The following is a 14,229-nucleotide window of genomic DNA, read 5'->3' on the forward strand; positions in this document are numbered from 1 at the left end:
TGAGGTGCATGATGTACGCTCAAGTGAGTGATGATGGCCCCATGTTAGGGCGTCGCAACTCGCTTGGCTGGTTGATTGTTTCGATGACGTCGATAGCTGTAGACAGTGACATGCGTTGCGTTGACGCAGGTCATTGGAACTTGACCGCAGATCAGGCAGTCTTCCAACAGACAGTTTTTTCAAAAAATTACCCTGCCTTGGAGATTCACCATGCTTCGTAAACTTGTCGCTGTATCCCTGCTGACGTTGGCCAGTGGCCATTTGTTGGCGGCAGAGTGCAAGGTCGACATTGATTCCACGGATCAGATGACCTACAGCACTAAAGAAATCACTGTCGATAAAAGCTGCAAGACCTTCACCGTGAACCTGACTCACTCCGGCAGCCTGCCAAAAAATGTCATGGGTCATAACTGGGTGTTGGCCAAAGAAGCTGATGCGCAGCCCGTCGCTACCGACGGTATCGGTGCCGGTGTCGACAAAAACTACCTGAAAGAAGGCGATGCCCGTGTCATTGCACACACCAAAGTCATTGGTGCTGGCGAAAAAGACTCGGTGACGTTCGATGTTTCGAAGCTTGATGCTGCTGAGAAATACGCGTTTTTCTGCACGTTCCCAGGCCACATCAGCATGATGAAAGGCGCTATCGTCCTGAAATAACGCGTGCGCACAGTGTCATGGCTCGGCCCCGCGTCGGGCTATGACGCTTCAACCATCCTGAACGTCATGCGGATGGTTTTTCCCGCCAACTCATTACGGCTCACCGCGCCTCCCGGGCGACGTGGCCTGCGCTGATCGCCGATCAGTGTCCACTGCCGGTTCGCGGCATGACAGGTCATGAGCGATTGCAGGTTTTGCCTATCCGTCTGGGCATACGTCTGCCAACTGCATACGCCGCGATATTCCTTTTCCCCTGATTCGGGGAACCCCGGTACACCTTTTTGCAGCGCATCACGCACTGCGATTGCGCCGCTGGTCGTGCTGCTGCGTTGCGCGTGCCCGGCCCCATAAAATCCCTCCGTGACGAAATCCACTTCGCTCAACAGCAGCGTGCAGTCTGGAAGGTGCCACGCCAGCGGGACTTCAAAGCTGAATGTCTGCGGTAAATCGCTTGGGCGGGTGTCCAGGTGTAGCTGTGGGTGGTGATAAGGGCAGCCGCGCTGGCCCGGCATCGGATCGTATTGGGCCGTTCCCCGCAGGGCGGTGTTCGCGGGCATTTCGCCAATCAACATAAAGTGGGTGCTGCTGCGAAAACCGCTGTCGTTGGCGGGGGACTCGCAGGTGGCGATTGCGATCCAACTGACAACGCCGAGGCCAGCGAACAGGGGAAGAAACCAGGCGCGCTGAATCATCGACAGGTGTTGAAGGTGATAAGCCTTGTAGGCTCTGAGCATTCATCTGAATCCTTGCGCGAAACGTCTGACAACAGGTTGCCTCGGGTGCCGCACAGGTTCAATGGCTTAGCGGAAATCAGGAAGTTTCCTACTTCCGCTTGAAAATCCCTCGGGTTACTTCAGTTGTGTTGACTGAACGAACCATCCACCGTGCTGTAGCTTCTGGTTGTTCATGACGGGGACTCGCTGGGAAAACCAGCAGCGTGTCGGCAGGGTTAAATCCGCCGCACTTTGTCTTAGCGCGGGCCGATCTCCCGGCAAGTTGGACAAGTCGTTGCACAGGGATTCAATGTGATCCTTTGGCAAACCGCGGGTGATGAATACCAGCCGGCTACAGCCATCAGCAAACGCGCCTTCCTTTGGCCAGGCCGGCAGACGTACGGGCGGATACGCAACGTCTTGCACACACTGCACGACCAGTGGGCGCGAGTCATCTGCAGCCAGCATCAAGCCTTTGACGCGCAACAAGTGTTTGCCGTACTTGCGCAGTATGTGGCCCATCACCAGAGAGAACCCGAACCAGGGGACTTCCCGGGTAAATCGCACGACAAAACTGTGAGTCTCGTCGGTGTGATGCGGAGTGAGTGGGAGCGGACGAAGACGCTGGACGCTGCTTTGGTCTTGATCGTTATCGTGACTGACAGGCGTCAAATCGAGGTCTGCCACAAGCGGGATGTGGGTTGTTCCCATCCAGTTCGGCAGGCTGACGTTCTGAAGGTGCGAACGCCCATATAAGCCGTTGCCCGCTAATACGTCCAGAGGCGCCTGCCCCCTGCGCACCAGCGTTTGAGCTGCGTGTGCGTTGAGTCGTGAGAGGCTTGCTTGCAGCGCTTCCACTGCCTGGGTTCCTGCGAGGTCGCACTTGGTGATCAAGAGACGATCTGCCGCCACAATTTGCCGTGTGGTTTCTGAGTAGTGTTGCATTTGTTCATGCCCATGCATCGCAGAAACAGTCGTGACGACGCCATCGCACAGATAACGGGCTTTGACGAAAGCATCCTCCATCAAGGTGTAAATAATCGGCACCGGGTCGGCCAGACCAGTGGTTTCGATGATGACGCGAGTGATGGGCGCAATGTCCTGACGCGCGCTACGTTCGGACAAGGATTTTAGGGCGCCAACCAGGTCTCCTTGGGTACGGCAGCACAGGCAGCCTGAATCCAGAAGCACGATCTGCTCACTGACATGATCCACCAAGTGATGATCAATGCCGACGTCGCCGAACTCATTGACCAGCAGCGCAACGCCCGACATGCCGGGCTGACTCGCCCAGTGGTTGAGCAGTGTGGTTTTGCCCGAGCCGAGGAAACCGGTCAGCACGGTGACAGGAATACGGTCTATTGCTTCTTTTTTAGGGGGGGCGGTGACAAGAGAAAGAGCAGGCGTAGAGGTCTTCATGATTGGAATAGTCTCCAAAAGCCGATGATACGATTGTTGTTATTAAGGGCGTGTCCCCACGGACCCGACACCGGCCGGGCTCGTGGGGACACGCTGTATCGATGCCACTCAGGCCCGCTTGCGCAACAACTCCAGGGTCTCCAGTACTGACTCGGGATGCAGCCCGGGATCGACCGATGCAAAGTAAAACTCACCGTCGGCCAGCGGGTGGGGAGGGCTGTGAGTAAACTCGGCGCTGATGTCCCGTCCTTTGGACGACGCGGCAGTGTCACGCACGCCCTGCGCAATCACCGCGTCGAAGTCCTCCAGCCCGCTGCCGGGCATGGGCGTGCCCGGAGGCAAGCGCAGGGCGAGCGACCAGCGATAATGCCGTGCAACGTTGACGACAGAGCTGTAGCGCTCCAGGTCGGCGGCGCTGAAGGTTGTATCGCCTGCGGCTTCCTCGAGTAGCACACCGCTCACCGGCTTGGTGGAGACGGCGCGCAGCAGGTCGGCCAGATAGATGCTGGCATCCTCTACGGTGTTGGCATCGGGCGCTTCGTCCGGTTGATTGGCCAGGCGGTTGGCATGGCGCAGCCAATGCCGTGGCGAAGGCATCGCCAGCACGAGCGGCACTCGCCCACGCAGGTGGGCGTCGACCGCATCGATCACTTCGGCGAGCAAGGCTTTGGGCTCCTCTTCTGCCAACAGGGCGCGTAACGCTGCGGTGGGCCGACGGCGCTTGCCCAGGCGGCTTTCCAGCCCACCGTTGCGGGCGATCCAGGCGTCAAAAAGCTCGCCGACTTCAAGGATCGCCACCTCCGGTTTGAGCAGCCCGTGCGACTGGGAAAACCAGGCGAGAAAACTCGCCGCATGGGTCCAGACATCGGCCTCCGCAGAGCCTTGAAGCAGCCTCCGTGTATAGGCGGATGATTTAAGCCATAAGCGTATGGCCCCGTTGCCTGCCGGCTTGGGCAACTGCTCGGCAAATGGCGTGCTCATCTTTTTTCATCCATCGACGCCCCGACCGCTGAAAGCCGCGCCTCCAGTTCTTCGATACGTACATCTTTGGGATTGCGCATGTAGTTGGGCATGGGCTCGTTGGCCTGGCGGGTTTTTTCCGGGGTGCCCATGTAGAGTATGTCTGCATCGTCTCCCCAGCAGCCAAAGTAGGGCAGGTGAGCCGGTGGTTTGGGTTTGTTCCAGGTCTTGATGAACTCCGCATAGGGAATACCTCGGGAGAGCCGGTCCTTGCGTTCGTTATCGCGCAGCACCTGGGTGGCCTTCTGGTCGACAATCAGCGTATCGGGCGCAATCTTGACCTTGTACAAACGTTCGGCCACGCCATGTGAGATCAGGTCTTCTTCCAGGTCTTTAACGATCAATGCGGGGTCCCGTTCCAGCAGGTCGCCGTAGCCTGCGCCAGCCCCTTGGGCAATCATGAACAGTTCGCCCCGGTTGGATATTTCAAAGCCCATGCCCATGTGGTGCGTGGTGTAATCGGCCCCCTCGAAGGATTGCTCGTTCATGATTTCCTCGATGGAGTGCTTGAACTTTTCCGGCTCATTGAGCAGAACATCGTAAACGTCCACGCCTTTGACTTTGGAGAGCGGATAGGTGCCGCAGGCATACCCGCCGAAGAGTCCTTGGAGCGGCGGAACCTTGGCGCCCTGGGCGGTGGTCATGAAGCCCCACTCTTCACTGTCCTTGGTGGCCACGATCATGGTATAGCCCTGGCCACCACGGTATTTGCCCGGCGCGATGGCATCGCGGGTCATTTTCTTGGAGACCAGTTGCAGGAACGGCACGTCCTCTTCGTTGAGCTCTTGCTCGCCGACGTCGGCCATCGTGGCAAAGATAGGTTGCAAGCCTGGCTCGCCATCCATGTCCACGCGTGCTCCGCCGCCCATGCCATTGAGATCGGCACACAGGTTGCCGAGTGTTTCGCCATGTTGGCTGACGCCACCCCAGATAAAGGTGTTGATCATGTTGAAGCTCGGGGCATGGACCTTGGTGTACTTCTCCGGGCAGCTATAGAGGAATTTGGCGACGGCATGCTGGCCCGCTGTGAACCCGGTGAAGATGGACATCAGGCTCTGCGAGTTGGGCGCGTTGTAAGACGAGTTGAGAATGGAGTAGGGGTCGGTGATGACCTCGATAGGTGCAAAGGCCGCTTGTCCACGCGGCAGGTCGGGCCATATGTAGCACATGACCAATTGCGAGAGCATGCCCTTGAGCCCGGCCAGAACCGTGTTGGTGGGGCGGTTGGTAAACTCCGGCGCCGAACCCCGGAAGTCGAAGATCAGTCGGTCGCCCTTCTTGGTCAGTTGGCAGTTGATTTTAGCGATGCAGTTTTCGCGCAACGTGGAGTCTTGAATGATGTAGGTCCGCACGGTCATGTCCGGCCATTCGCTGATGCGGCGTTTGACTTCGGTGCGCACGTTTTCCATGGTCAGGCGCAGGGTCGCGATCAGTGCATCCGGGCCGTCAGTCTTGAGCACGTCTTCGATACGCTGCTTGATGCGCAGGCAACCGTAGAGTTTGACCTTCATGTCCTCATACTGGAGCTTGGGTTCGCGTACCGAGTTTTGCAGGAAGGTCAGCAAGTCGCGTTTTATCTGGTAGTTTTCAACTACCTTGAACGGGCTCATTTTCAGCCCTTCGTCACTCGGGCTTTCTGCCATGGACGGCATGCCGCCGGGTTCGATAGCACCGTTTTCCCCTTCATGAACCGTGGCGGCCACCCAGCACACCAGCTTGCCTTCATGGAAGATCGGCAGAATCATGCTCTGGTCGGTGTTATGCACGTTGCCATAGCGCGAATCGTTGTGAATAAAACCATCGCCCTCGCGTACGCCCACCGTGGGTTCGTTGATCCAGTTCTTGATAATGAACTTGATGGGGTGGTGTACCAGCGCTGAAAACAGCAGCACACCGCCGGCGCTGGCGATGGCCAGATCCCCGGATGCCGAGTAGACGCCGGTGATGACGTCACCCCATTTAGCACCGGGGGCGGCACCCATCTGTTCGACCATCTCGTAGCCTTCATCACAACCGGACTGGAGTCGGTCACGAATCTTGGCGATGGTGTGGGCATCGCAGTCTTTACGGATGCTGATGTCCTCTTGTTCCGAGCGAGGCATCAAATCATGGTTGTTCATGATTTCCGGGTCAGGGGCGAGGAATAGCGTCGTGTCTTCAAGGAATTTCTTGATGAGCGCCGCATCTGCTGCACTGGGTGTCAGGCTAGGGACGTTGATAGCAAGATCGTTCATGTCTAGATCCTTTCTCGAGTTCATAAAGTTTCAGCTGATCAATGCATCAATGCGTGAGTTGATCGCGAAGAAACCAAGAGGCGTTTTGCAGTGCGGCGACGAAGTTCCAGCCCGGGTTGACCAGGAAGGTGGTGACCTCAGAAGCCACAATGGCCGGGCCACGTATTTGCACCCCAGGATCAATGTCTGAACGATTCCATACCGGGGTGTCGAAGGCCTCCTTGTGGCCCGCGAAGTAGCATTTGCGAGTGGAGGAAGGTGCAGGGGGTTTTTTGCGTTGCTCTACAGGCACGGGCTTGATGTTGCCGAATTGCACGGTTTCATGGTGTACAAACGCGGCCACGCGAATAGTGTTGATGCGTATGCCGGCTTCCGGGGCCTGTGATCCTTCCCCGAAACGGCTGCCATAGTCGCTGGCAAACTGTTCTATCAACGCCAGGATATCGGCGGGGCCATGGACGGTGTGCTGAGGAATGACCGCCGTTGTCTGGACTAGCTGGTTGCCGTAGCGCATGTCCAGTTCCAGGTTATGACGGATGTCCTGGCGGGCAATGCCTTGGCGCAGCAGGTCCTGAGTGCCTCTCTCTTTGAGTTCGGACACGATATCGTTGAAGCGGTCGTAGTCGTTGAACAGGTGACGGGAATTGGAGTCGTACAGCACCATGTACAGCGATTTTTCGTGGATGTGCAGTTGGTGAATATTGCCCGCGCCCACGGCCGAGAACACCGAACTGAAAGGCGGCGCGAGAATTTTGTCGATGTTAAGGTTCTGCGCGATGCTGCAGCAGTGCAGCGGCCCGTTGCCCCCATAGGCCAACATGGTGAAATCTTTCGGGTCGTAACCTCGGGCGCGTAACTCGGTGAATAGACCGTTGGCCATGTTGTCATCCACTTTCTCGCGGATGAGCAACGCTGCCTCGATCACTTCGCACTCCAACTCTTCACAGATGGCGTCTTCGATCGCGGTGACGGCGCGGCGCGTATTCAGGGGGATGGAGCCTCCTGCATAGTTCTCTGCGTTGAGGTAGCCCAGCACCAAGTCGGCATCGGTCACCGTGGGCTTCAAGCCGCCACGATCGTAACAGGCAGGGCCTGGGTCTGAACCGGCTGACTCGGGCCCGCATTTGACCGTGTTGTACATGCGGTCATAGCTGGCCACTGAACCGCCGCCCGCCCCGAGCGTCACCAGGTGCACCATCGGCACGGACACCATCCAGCGGTCGATGACCGGGTTGAAGTCATAGTGTTTGACGCCGCCTTCTACCACGATGCCGATGTCATAGCTGGTGCCTCCCATGTCGGTGGCGACAACGTTTCCGAGATCGGCCTGCATGGCCAGATGCTCGGAGGCAGCGATGCCCGATACAGGGCCGGAGTGAATGGTTTGCAGTGCATCGGTGGAGTTGAGCTGGGCCATGCCGCCTGAGTTATGAATAACCAGCATTGGCTGTTCGTAATGGTGTGTGCGCAGATTCTGTTCCAGCGTCGACAGCGCGTGGTACATGGTGGAGTGAAGATACCCGTCGATGACCGCCGATGCAGAACGTACATATTCGCCCTTACGGCCCGATACCTGGTGCGACAGGATGATGGGAATAGCGCCCAGCAGGTGAGAGGGATATTCCTCCTGCAAGATCTCTTCGATGCGTTGCTCGTGTTCCGGGTTGACCACAGAATTGATCAGCGAGACGACAATGATCTGGGCGCCGCGATTCACCAGTTCGCGAATCTGCAAACGAACGTTGTCTTCATCAAGGGCCATGACGAGGTTGCCCTCGAAATCCAGACGCTCGCGCACGCCTCGAATCATGCTGGGAAGCACCAGCGGGTTCGGTCGGCTGGCGTTGGGTATGTCGGTCTGGCCCAGGATATCCAGGCCTTCGCCGTACCCGCGACCACGGCTCAGAGGGACGGTTGCCTCGTAGCCACAGGTGACCAGCATGCCGATCTTGGGCCCCTTGTGCTCGATCAATGCGTTGGTGCCCAGTGTGGTCGCATAGCGAACCGAGTCCACGCTGGAGAGGACGTCGGCCAACTCCAGGTCCAATATCTTGCAGCCTTTACCCAGCGCCTGATTGAAGCCCAGTGCCAGGTTGTGATGGGTTGTCAGAGCCTTGGTTTCGATGTATTTGCCATCCCAGACCACGAAGCAATCCGTGAATGTTCCACCGATATCGACAGAAACGCGTCTCATATCATTTCCCTTGTTCTTGTAGTGAGTGGAAGTGAATTGTTTAGTGTTTGTGGTCGTCTGAGCTGAGGGTTACAGCAGGTCCAGCTGCAACCTCGGTGACTTCGGTACGGCCCGCCCACTGCGCGCGCAAGGCCGGTAGATCAGGCTGCATGTCATGCAGGGGAGGGTGGCCAGGCGGGACGTATTCGGTTTCAACCTGGGTGCCACATTTCGGGCAGTAATACTCCAGGATGCGCACCCACTCCGGGTCCGGGCTGAAGGTGTAGCGGTATTTTTCCGGCGCGAGGATGGGCGGATGGATGTCCCTTGGATCGCGGTCATACACCAGCATGCCCTCCTTGTATCCGGTGTGAGCGGTGCCGATGATGTGGTCGCAAACACGGCATTCCCATAGCTCGGCGTCCAGGTCCAGACGCAGGTATTCAGTCATCTGTACTTTCATGGTCATGCCTTCCTGTTCAATAAGATGTCTTGGTGGTCGCTGATGGCAAACGTCCAACCGTCGAGCACCTTGCAGGTGAAGAAGTCCTCTTCGAGAATCGCCGGCCCCTGGGCATAATCGCCAGCCTTCAAATCCGCCAGTCGATAAACCGGGACATCGATACGGCCTTGGTCGCGCGTGAGTACATGGCGGGTAACGCTGCTTGTGGCGGCGTTGAGCGGCGTGAACTGAGCGGCTTGATGAGCGTCCTTACGCAGGCGCTTGATCGCCGTGACTTCCAGTTCGGCGCTGTGTGCGCCCTCGAATGCAAGGCGTACGTTCGACGTCTTGTCCAAGGGATGAACGAGTTCTTTGCCCTTGGCATCGGTGACGAACAGGCGTGATTCGATGTCGTAATCGCCCGGTTGAAAGCCTTCGGCAAACATGTCACGCCCGGCTTTGATACTGAGCTCTGCCAGTGCGGCATCGACACCCGCCTGGGTGCGTTGATCGGCGTCCAGCACAGCGCTGTAGCGGTGCGATATATCGCAAGTGCCAATGCCAAAAGCACTGAACACCGCCGCCATGCAGGGAACCGCGACACGACTGATTCCCGCTTTTTCAGCCACACCGCAGGCATTCAGTGGGCCTGCGCCGCCAAAAGCCAGCAGCACCGTCTCGTTACTGACCTGTGTAACGCGGAGGACTTCCTGAGCGATTTTGGTTTCATACGCGGTTTCCATCGCGCTCAGTGCGTCATCGGGTTCCAGCCCCAAGGGGGTCGCGATATGGATGGCGATGGCGGTTGCCGCGCGGTCCAGATCCAGCTGCATGCCGCCACCAAAATAGGATTTTGGATCGAACAAACCGGAGAGCAGGCTGGCATCGGTAATCGTCGCTTGCGTGCCGCCACGACCAAAGGCGGCCGGTCCGGGCACGGCGCCGACGCTGTCCGGGCCGATCACGATTTTCTTGTCGACCACCTTGAACACTGAACTGCCACCAGCCCCGGCGCTGGTGATTTCACTGAGGGGGAATGAAACGCTGATACCTTCGACACGACCGCGTCGCACTTCAGCCACGTTGCCGTTGATGCACTGGCCGATGTCCGTCGTCGTGCCACCGACATCAATCGCGACAACGTCGCTCATCCCATAGCGCTTGGCAAAAGACTTCATCCCCTCCATACCACCGCGCGGACCGGAGCTGTAGGTCTTCACTGCCACCGTCTTGGCGACGCGAGACGCATCGCCGTCGTTGCGAAAAATCAACAACGGGTTTTTGGTGTTGAAGGCACGCAAGCGGTTTTCTGCATTGAACAGAAACTGCTCCATTGCCGGATGAAGAAAGGAGTTGATCAGGGCGGTCCAGGTGCGGCGTACCGGGTCCGCATCCATACTCAGGTCGCTGCCATACAACGTAGGGACGGCCCCCAGCAGATGACGAGGGTATTTACGGAGTACTACTTTGCGGAAAATATTTTCCAGCGCTTCGAAGTTTTTATCCGCAAAACTGACGACGATGCGATTGGCACCCGCCGCGGTCAGCGCATTGATGGATTTTACAATCTCCATCTCGGCCTGTTCGACGCCCAGGGAGTCGGTGTCCAGCAAACTGACGCGTACCCCGACCAAGGCGTCATATAAGTCGGCGTCATGCTGCCTTAGTTGGTCTGAAAGTTCACGGTTGTTAAGGCTGGTAATCAACCCGAGCTTGGGGCCTTTTCGTTCACATATTGCGTTAGTGCCTTGCGTTGTCGAGTAGCGGATCAGGTCAACTTCCTCAAGTAACCGCTGCACATCGGGTTCGCCATAGAGCACGCCGGACGCTTTTTTCAACCCTTCAAAAAAGCAATTGCTTAAATCATAGGGCGTGGTGAGTACCTTGGTTTTCTTGACGTCGTTATCGGTGAGTATGCAGATATCGGTGAGCGTTCCACCGTTATCAATATTGATTTGTAGTGTCACGGGTCTATGTCCTTTTGTTTGTTATCAGTTGACCAGTGTTTGAACAACACAGTCTTCCGTATTGCCGTAACCGGCTTAGGCTCTTGAGCGTGTGACGCATCACTGTGTACGGCAGATTGTTAGGGCTGCCGAATAAGAAATAGCAAGCGGCATGCCAGTAAATTTATTATTTATAACTGTTTGATTTTTAAGTGATTAAATTATAAGTCCGATGTGTGTCGGGTTGTTTTATGCGTCGGGCGTTTGATTCTCGGACGGATGAGTGGATGACTTTCGTTCGGTCCCAATTCGTATAAACAGGGATGTCCTTGAGCCATGTTCAATACGTTCAGCCCAACGCCATTCGTCCTCTTCGTCTTTGGAGGGTGGTCGGGCGCCCAGGTGAAGAGGTACAGTCAGGACAAACTGCAATGTAGGGACATGGCCTAAAAGTGGCGTTCGCCGTTATATAGAGCGCTGAGCCCTTCGCTGTGCTGCCAGGCGGGCACATACATAATAAGAAAAGAGGATGTGTTGATGAATGCTTCGCACCTGGATTTCGTCTATCCACGACCAGAACACGACGGTCAGATACTGGCTGCGTGGGAGGGCGTCCTCAGCGGCGTCGAAACACCTGCTTCGGTATTGCGCTATCCGGTGGGGGACTCGTGGAGGCGCTGCCTGGACAAACGCGTCAACCCAACGCTTCGACATGCGCCGGAACCGGTAACCCAGGCTCAGCTCGCGGCGATCCGTGGGGGGCAGGCACGCCTTCTGGACGTCAGCGCAATAGCGATGGCGATGGCCAACCAGTTTCTTGCGCAGACGGGCACCGTCATCGTTTTAGCCGACAGCAGCGGCATGATTATCGAGACGGGCGGTGACCCCTATACGCTCAGGAGCGCCGAGCACATTCATCTGCTCCCTGGCAGCCCTTGGGGCGAAGACGTTTGCGGGACCAATGCGATTGGCACTGCACTGTTGCTGGAAGGCCCCATACAGGTTCACGCGGCAGAGCATTTCTGCGAAGGCATCAAGCAGTGGACCTGTTCGGCGACCGTCATCCGTGACCCTTCTGATGGTCAGATTCTGGGTGTTCTGAACGTTTCGGGAGAGTCGAAGACTTACAACCGCCACACGCTTGCCCTGGCGGTGACCACGGCTGACCGGATCGAGTCCGCATTAGCCAAGCAATACGCCGCCAATCGCTACCGGCTATTGGACGCCTCTGTCGATCTGTGGAGAGAAGCGGGTGAGGGGATCATGCTGTTCGATGCCAATGGTTTACTGATCAAGGCCAATGCTCAGGCTTATGGTGCGCTGACGGCCCGAGGCATCGATTTCAACGTCGCCAATAACTGCCGTCTACCGTCATTGTGCCTGGACGACTACGGACGTTTAATGGGCGTTTTACCACAGTGGTTATCTGCCGATTGGCTGCAGTCAATCAGCGCGCAAGGTGTGCGTTTAGGCACGTTGATACGCGTGCCGAGTAGAGCACTGGTCCGACCGTCTATCACCCCATTGGCTCGCAACGAAGACTGTGAAAAGCGCAGAGGGTTCGACAGCATCATCGGAGAGAGCCCGGCGCTTGTCGAGTCTCTGCGAAAAGCCAGACAACTGGCCAACTCTCACGTATCGGTCCTTTTGCACGGGGAAACCGGGGTTGGCAAGGAAGCTTTTGCGCAGGGTATTCACTATTCAGGTGTTGGCAAAAACGGGCCGTTTGTCTCCATTAACTGTGGGAGTCTTTCCAAGGACCTGCTCTCCAGCGAATTGTTCGGTTATGCGGACGGGGCGTTCACCGGGGCCCGCCGTGGAGGCATGAAAGGCAAGATTGAAGCCGCAGACGGGGGCACATTGTTTCTGGATGAAATCGGCGAAATGCCCCTGGAGTTGCAAAGTTACCTTCTTCGGGTGCTGGAAGAGGGGGAGATATACCGGCTGGGCGAGACAGAACCACGCAAAGTAAACTTTAGGCTGGTCGCGGCAACCCACCGTGATTTGCGCGAAGATGTGGCCAATCAACGGTTTCGGAGTGACTTGTTTTATCGGATCGCGGTGACCAGCGTAACGATTCCTCCACTGCGCGAGCGTAAGCAAGATATTCCTCGGTTGGTTGAACATTTGCTGATAAGCCGAGCCCATCGACACGGTGTTCAAGTTCCACACATGGACGACGACCTGCTGGGGCATCTAATGGCCTATGCGTGGCCGGGTAACGTCCGGGAACTGCGCAATGTGGTAGAGGGTATGTTACTGATGGGGGGCACAGTATTGAGACTTTCTGACCTGCCTTCCTATGTGCGGAAAACGGCTGTTCAGCAGAGCGAAAGTCTCATTGGCAGCCTGAAGGAAACAGAGTGCCAGGTCATTTCCAAAACGATAGAGCGGTGTCGAGGTAACCTGACGCAGGTGGCGAAGGAACTTGGCATCGCAAAAAGCACCCTTTACCTGCGTATAAAGCGTTATGGAATCAACCGTGAAGCGGGAGAGGCGGGGTCATCAACTTCAGGCTGAAGTCGGTGCGAATCGCGCCTCGAGGAACTGCACTTCCAGGACGCGTTCAGGCTACTGGCTGGCTGACGGTGATCATGTCGGTCTCGACTCGGTCATCTTGAAGATGGCCTGCGCATTGCTGCTGTCGAAGTTGAGGTCGAGCTTGTCGTCGATGGGGTCGAGCTTGCGCTGGATAAATTCGACAAACGAGCCGGGCACCTGATGCTCGTGCAATTGCCCGTTGGCGTCCGCCAGTGCGCGGTTTACGGTGCACGCTTTGTAGGCGGTCTGCATCACCCTGCCCGAAGCAGACACCTCGATGCTGGCCTTCATTGGCCGTTCTCTGCGGTTCTGTTCCGCCACCAGGGTCTCAAGGTCGGTGACCCGGTCGGTCAGGTGATTGAAGCTATTGCCTTCGGTGGCGATCCAGGCCATTTCCGCGCTCTCGCTCAGTACTTGCTGATAATCCGCGTGCTGCACCACGCCATGCTGGCGCCCGAACGCTTCATACAGCCCCGGCAGCAAGCGGTACGCTTCGGCCAAGGTGCAGTGGCGGGTCAGTTGCAGGCGGTTGAGGATGCTCAAGTGCTCGGCGTTCAGCGGATCGCGGCTGGAGCCGACTATGCGGCCTACAGCTGCCTGAAAGGCTGGGCTGAAACGACCAGGGTGTAGCTCGGAGACGAAGAACTGGGCGATATCTTCCGGCAGATCCTGCTGACGATAACCCCAGCCGGTCATGTTCAGTTTGGTCAGTGGATACGTGCGCACATCGGTAAAACCCAGCGGTTCGAGTAGCCGGGCAAACGCCAGGCGACCCCGCGGCAGTTCACCGTTTGCGACCCAGTCCACCGTCCTGATAGCGCCATGGTCGAACAGCACTTTGCGGCCTTGTCCGGCCTGTTCCTCGACATACATGCGGCCCACCGGCACAGCCTCCACCAGCTTGTGAAGCAGGCACAGGTTCAGCGCTTCAGCCAGCCACGCGCGGTGCAGCGCGGTCTCGCTCCAACTGAAGGCGTGCAGGCTTTCCGGTACTTCGACGTGGGATTCAAGCCACTGCGCAGCGGGTTGGCCGACGACGGAGGCGACGAGAGAGAAAAGGCCTTGGAACGAGGACATGGGCAGC

The 14,229-nt window shown here is 57.3% G+C and carries 10 protein-coding genes; 2 read left to right on the plus strand and 8 right to left on the minus strand.

What is annotated here, in order from left to right; genetic code table 11:
• Nucleotides 1–210 precede the first annotated feature (210 nt).
• Nucleotides 211–657, plus strand: a complete 447-nt coding sequence (azu, locus tag K0F75_RS13900) for an azurin (protein ID WP_219062448.1) — start codon at nucleotides 211–213, stop codon at nucleotides 655–657.
• 38 nt (nucleotides 658–695) lie between these two features.
• Here the strand turns inward: azu and K0F75_RS13905 are convergent, their stop codons facing one another.
• The 7 genes from K0F75_RS13905 to K0F75_RS13935 form a co-directional block, all read right to left on the minus strand.
• The gene (locus K0F75_RS13905) at nucleotides 696–1,391 is read right to left on the minus strand and encodes a hypothetical protein (protein WP_219062449.1); all 696 of its coding nucleotides are present in this window, start codon (nucleotides 1,389–1,391) and stop codon (nucleotides 696–698) included.
• Between the two features lie 114 nt (nucleotides 1,392–1,505).
• On the minus strand, nucleotides 1,506–2,789 hold the full coding sequence (locus tag K0F75_RS13910; RefSeq protein WP_219062450.1) for a GTP-binding protein: 1,284 nt from the start codon (nucleotides 2,787–2,789) through the stop codon (nucleotides 1,506–1,508).
• Nucleotides 2,790–2,897: 108 nt separating this feature from the next.
• Nucleotides 2,898–3,770, minus strand: a complete 873-nt coding sequence (locus tag K0F75_RS13915) for a hypothetical protein (RefSeq protein WP_219062451.1) — start codon at nucleotides 3,768–3,770, stop codon at nucleotides 2,898–2,900.
• Nucleotides 3,767–6,043 carry a hydantoinase B/oxoprolinase family protein gene (locus K0F75_RS13920; RefSeq protein ID WP_219062452.1) on the minus strand — a complete coding sequence of 759 codons (2,277 nt, stop codon included), beginning with the start codon at nucleotides 6,041–6,043 and terminating at the stop codon, nucleotides 3,767–3,769. Before K0F75_RS13920 ends, K0F75_RS13915 begins: the two co-directional genes overlap by 4 nt.
• Before the next feature lie 46 nt (nucleotides 6,044–6,089).
• Nucleotides 6,090–8,237 carry a hydantoinase/oxoprolinase family protein gene (locus K0F75_RS13925; RefSeq protein ID WP_219062453.1) on the minus strand — a complete coding sequence of 716 codons (2,148 nt, stop codon included), beginning with the start codon at nucleotides 8,235–8,237 and terminating at the stop codon, nucleotides 6,090–6,092.
• 40 nt (nucleotides 8,238–8,277) lie between these two features.
• The gene (locus K0F75_RS13930; RefSeq protein WP_257604373.1) at nucleotides 8,278–8,679 is read right to left on the minus strand and encodes an acetone carboxylase subunit gamma; all 402 of its coding nucleotides are present in this window, start codon (nucleotides 8,677–8,679) and stop codon (nucleotides 8,278–8,280) included.
• A gap of 2 nt (nucleotides 8,680–8,681) precedes the next feature.
• Nucleotides 8,682–10,625: a hydantoinase/oxoprolinase family protein gene (locus tag K0F75_RS13935; RefSeq protein ID WP_219062454.1), complete on the minus strand. Its 1,944-nt coding sequence runs from the start codon at nucleotides 10,623–10,625 to the stop codon at nucleotides 8,682–8,684.
• Between the two features lie 516 nt (nucleotides 10,626–11,141).
• On the opposite strand from K0F75_RS13935, the gene K0F75_RS13940 reads away from it, so the two are divergent.
• Complete coding sequence (locus K0F75_RS13940) at nucleotides 11,142–13,124, plus strand: sigma-54-dependent Fis family transcriptional regulator (RefSeq protein WP_219062455.1); 1,983 nt, start codon at nucleotides 11,142–11,144, stop codon at nucleotides 13,122–13,124.
• A 72-nt stretch (nucleotides 13,125–13,196) separates the two neighbouring features.
• Here the strand turns inward: K0F75_RS13940 and K0F75_RS13945 are convergent, their stop codons facing one another.
• Nucleotides 13,197–14,222, minus strand: coding sequence for a 2-oxoadipate dioxygenase/decarboxylase family protein (locus K0F75_RS13945; protein WP_219062456.1), 1,026 nt, complete (start codon nucleotides 14,220–14,222; stop codon nucleotides 13,197–13,199).
• Nucleotides 14,223–14,229: the final 7 nt, after the last annotated feature.

It is taken from the genome of Pseudomonas sp. UMAB-08, assembly GCF_900095225.1.
GTDB lineage: Bacteria > Pseudomonadota > Gammaproteobacteria > Pseudomonadales > Pseudomonadaceae > Aquipseudomonas.

Excerpts from the sequence above, each read along its gene's own strand:
- azu (WP_219062448.1), top strand. The coding sequence starts at position 211 with ATGCTTCGTAAACTTGTCGCTGTATCCCTGCTGACGTTGGCCAGTGGC.
- K0F75_RS13905 (WP_219062449.1), bottom strand. The coding sequence starts at position 1,391 with ATGCTCAGAGCCTACAAGGCTTATCACCTTCAACACCTGTCGATGATT.
- K0F75_RS13910 (WP_219062450.1), bottom strand. The coding sequence starts at position 2,789 with ATGAAGACCTCTACGCCTGCTCTTTCTCTTGTCACCGCCCCCCCTAAA.
- K0F75_RS13915 (WP_219062451.1), bottom strand. The coding sequence starts at position 3,770 with ATGAGCACGCCATTTGCCGAGCAGTTGCCCAAGCCGGCAGGCAACGGG.
- K0F75_RS13920 (WP_219062452.1), bottom strand. The coding sequence starts at position 6,043 with ATGAACGATCTTGCTATCAACGTCCCTAGCCTGACACCCAGTGCAGCA.
- K0F75_RS13925 (WP_219062453.1), bottom strand. The coding sequence starts at position 8,237 with ATGAGACGCGTTTCTGTCGATATCGGTGGAACATTCACGGATTGCTTC.
- K0F75_RS13930 (WP_257604373.1), bottom strand. The coding sequence starts at position 8,679 with ATGAAAGTACAGATGACTGAATACCTGCGTCTGGACCTGGACGCCGAG.
- K0F75_RS13940 (WP_219062455.1), top strand. The coding sequence starts at position 11,142 with ATGAATGCTTCGCACCTGGATTTCGTCTATCCACGACCAGAACACGAC.
- K0F75_RS13945 (WP_219062456.1), bottom strand. The coding sequence starts at position 14,222 with ATGTCCTCGTTCCAAGGCCTTTTCTCTCTCGTCGCCTCCGTCGTCGGC.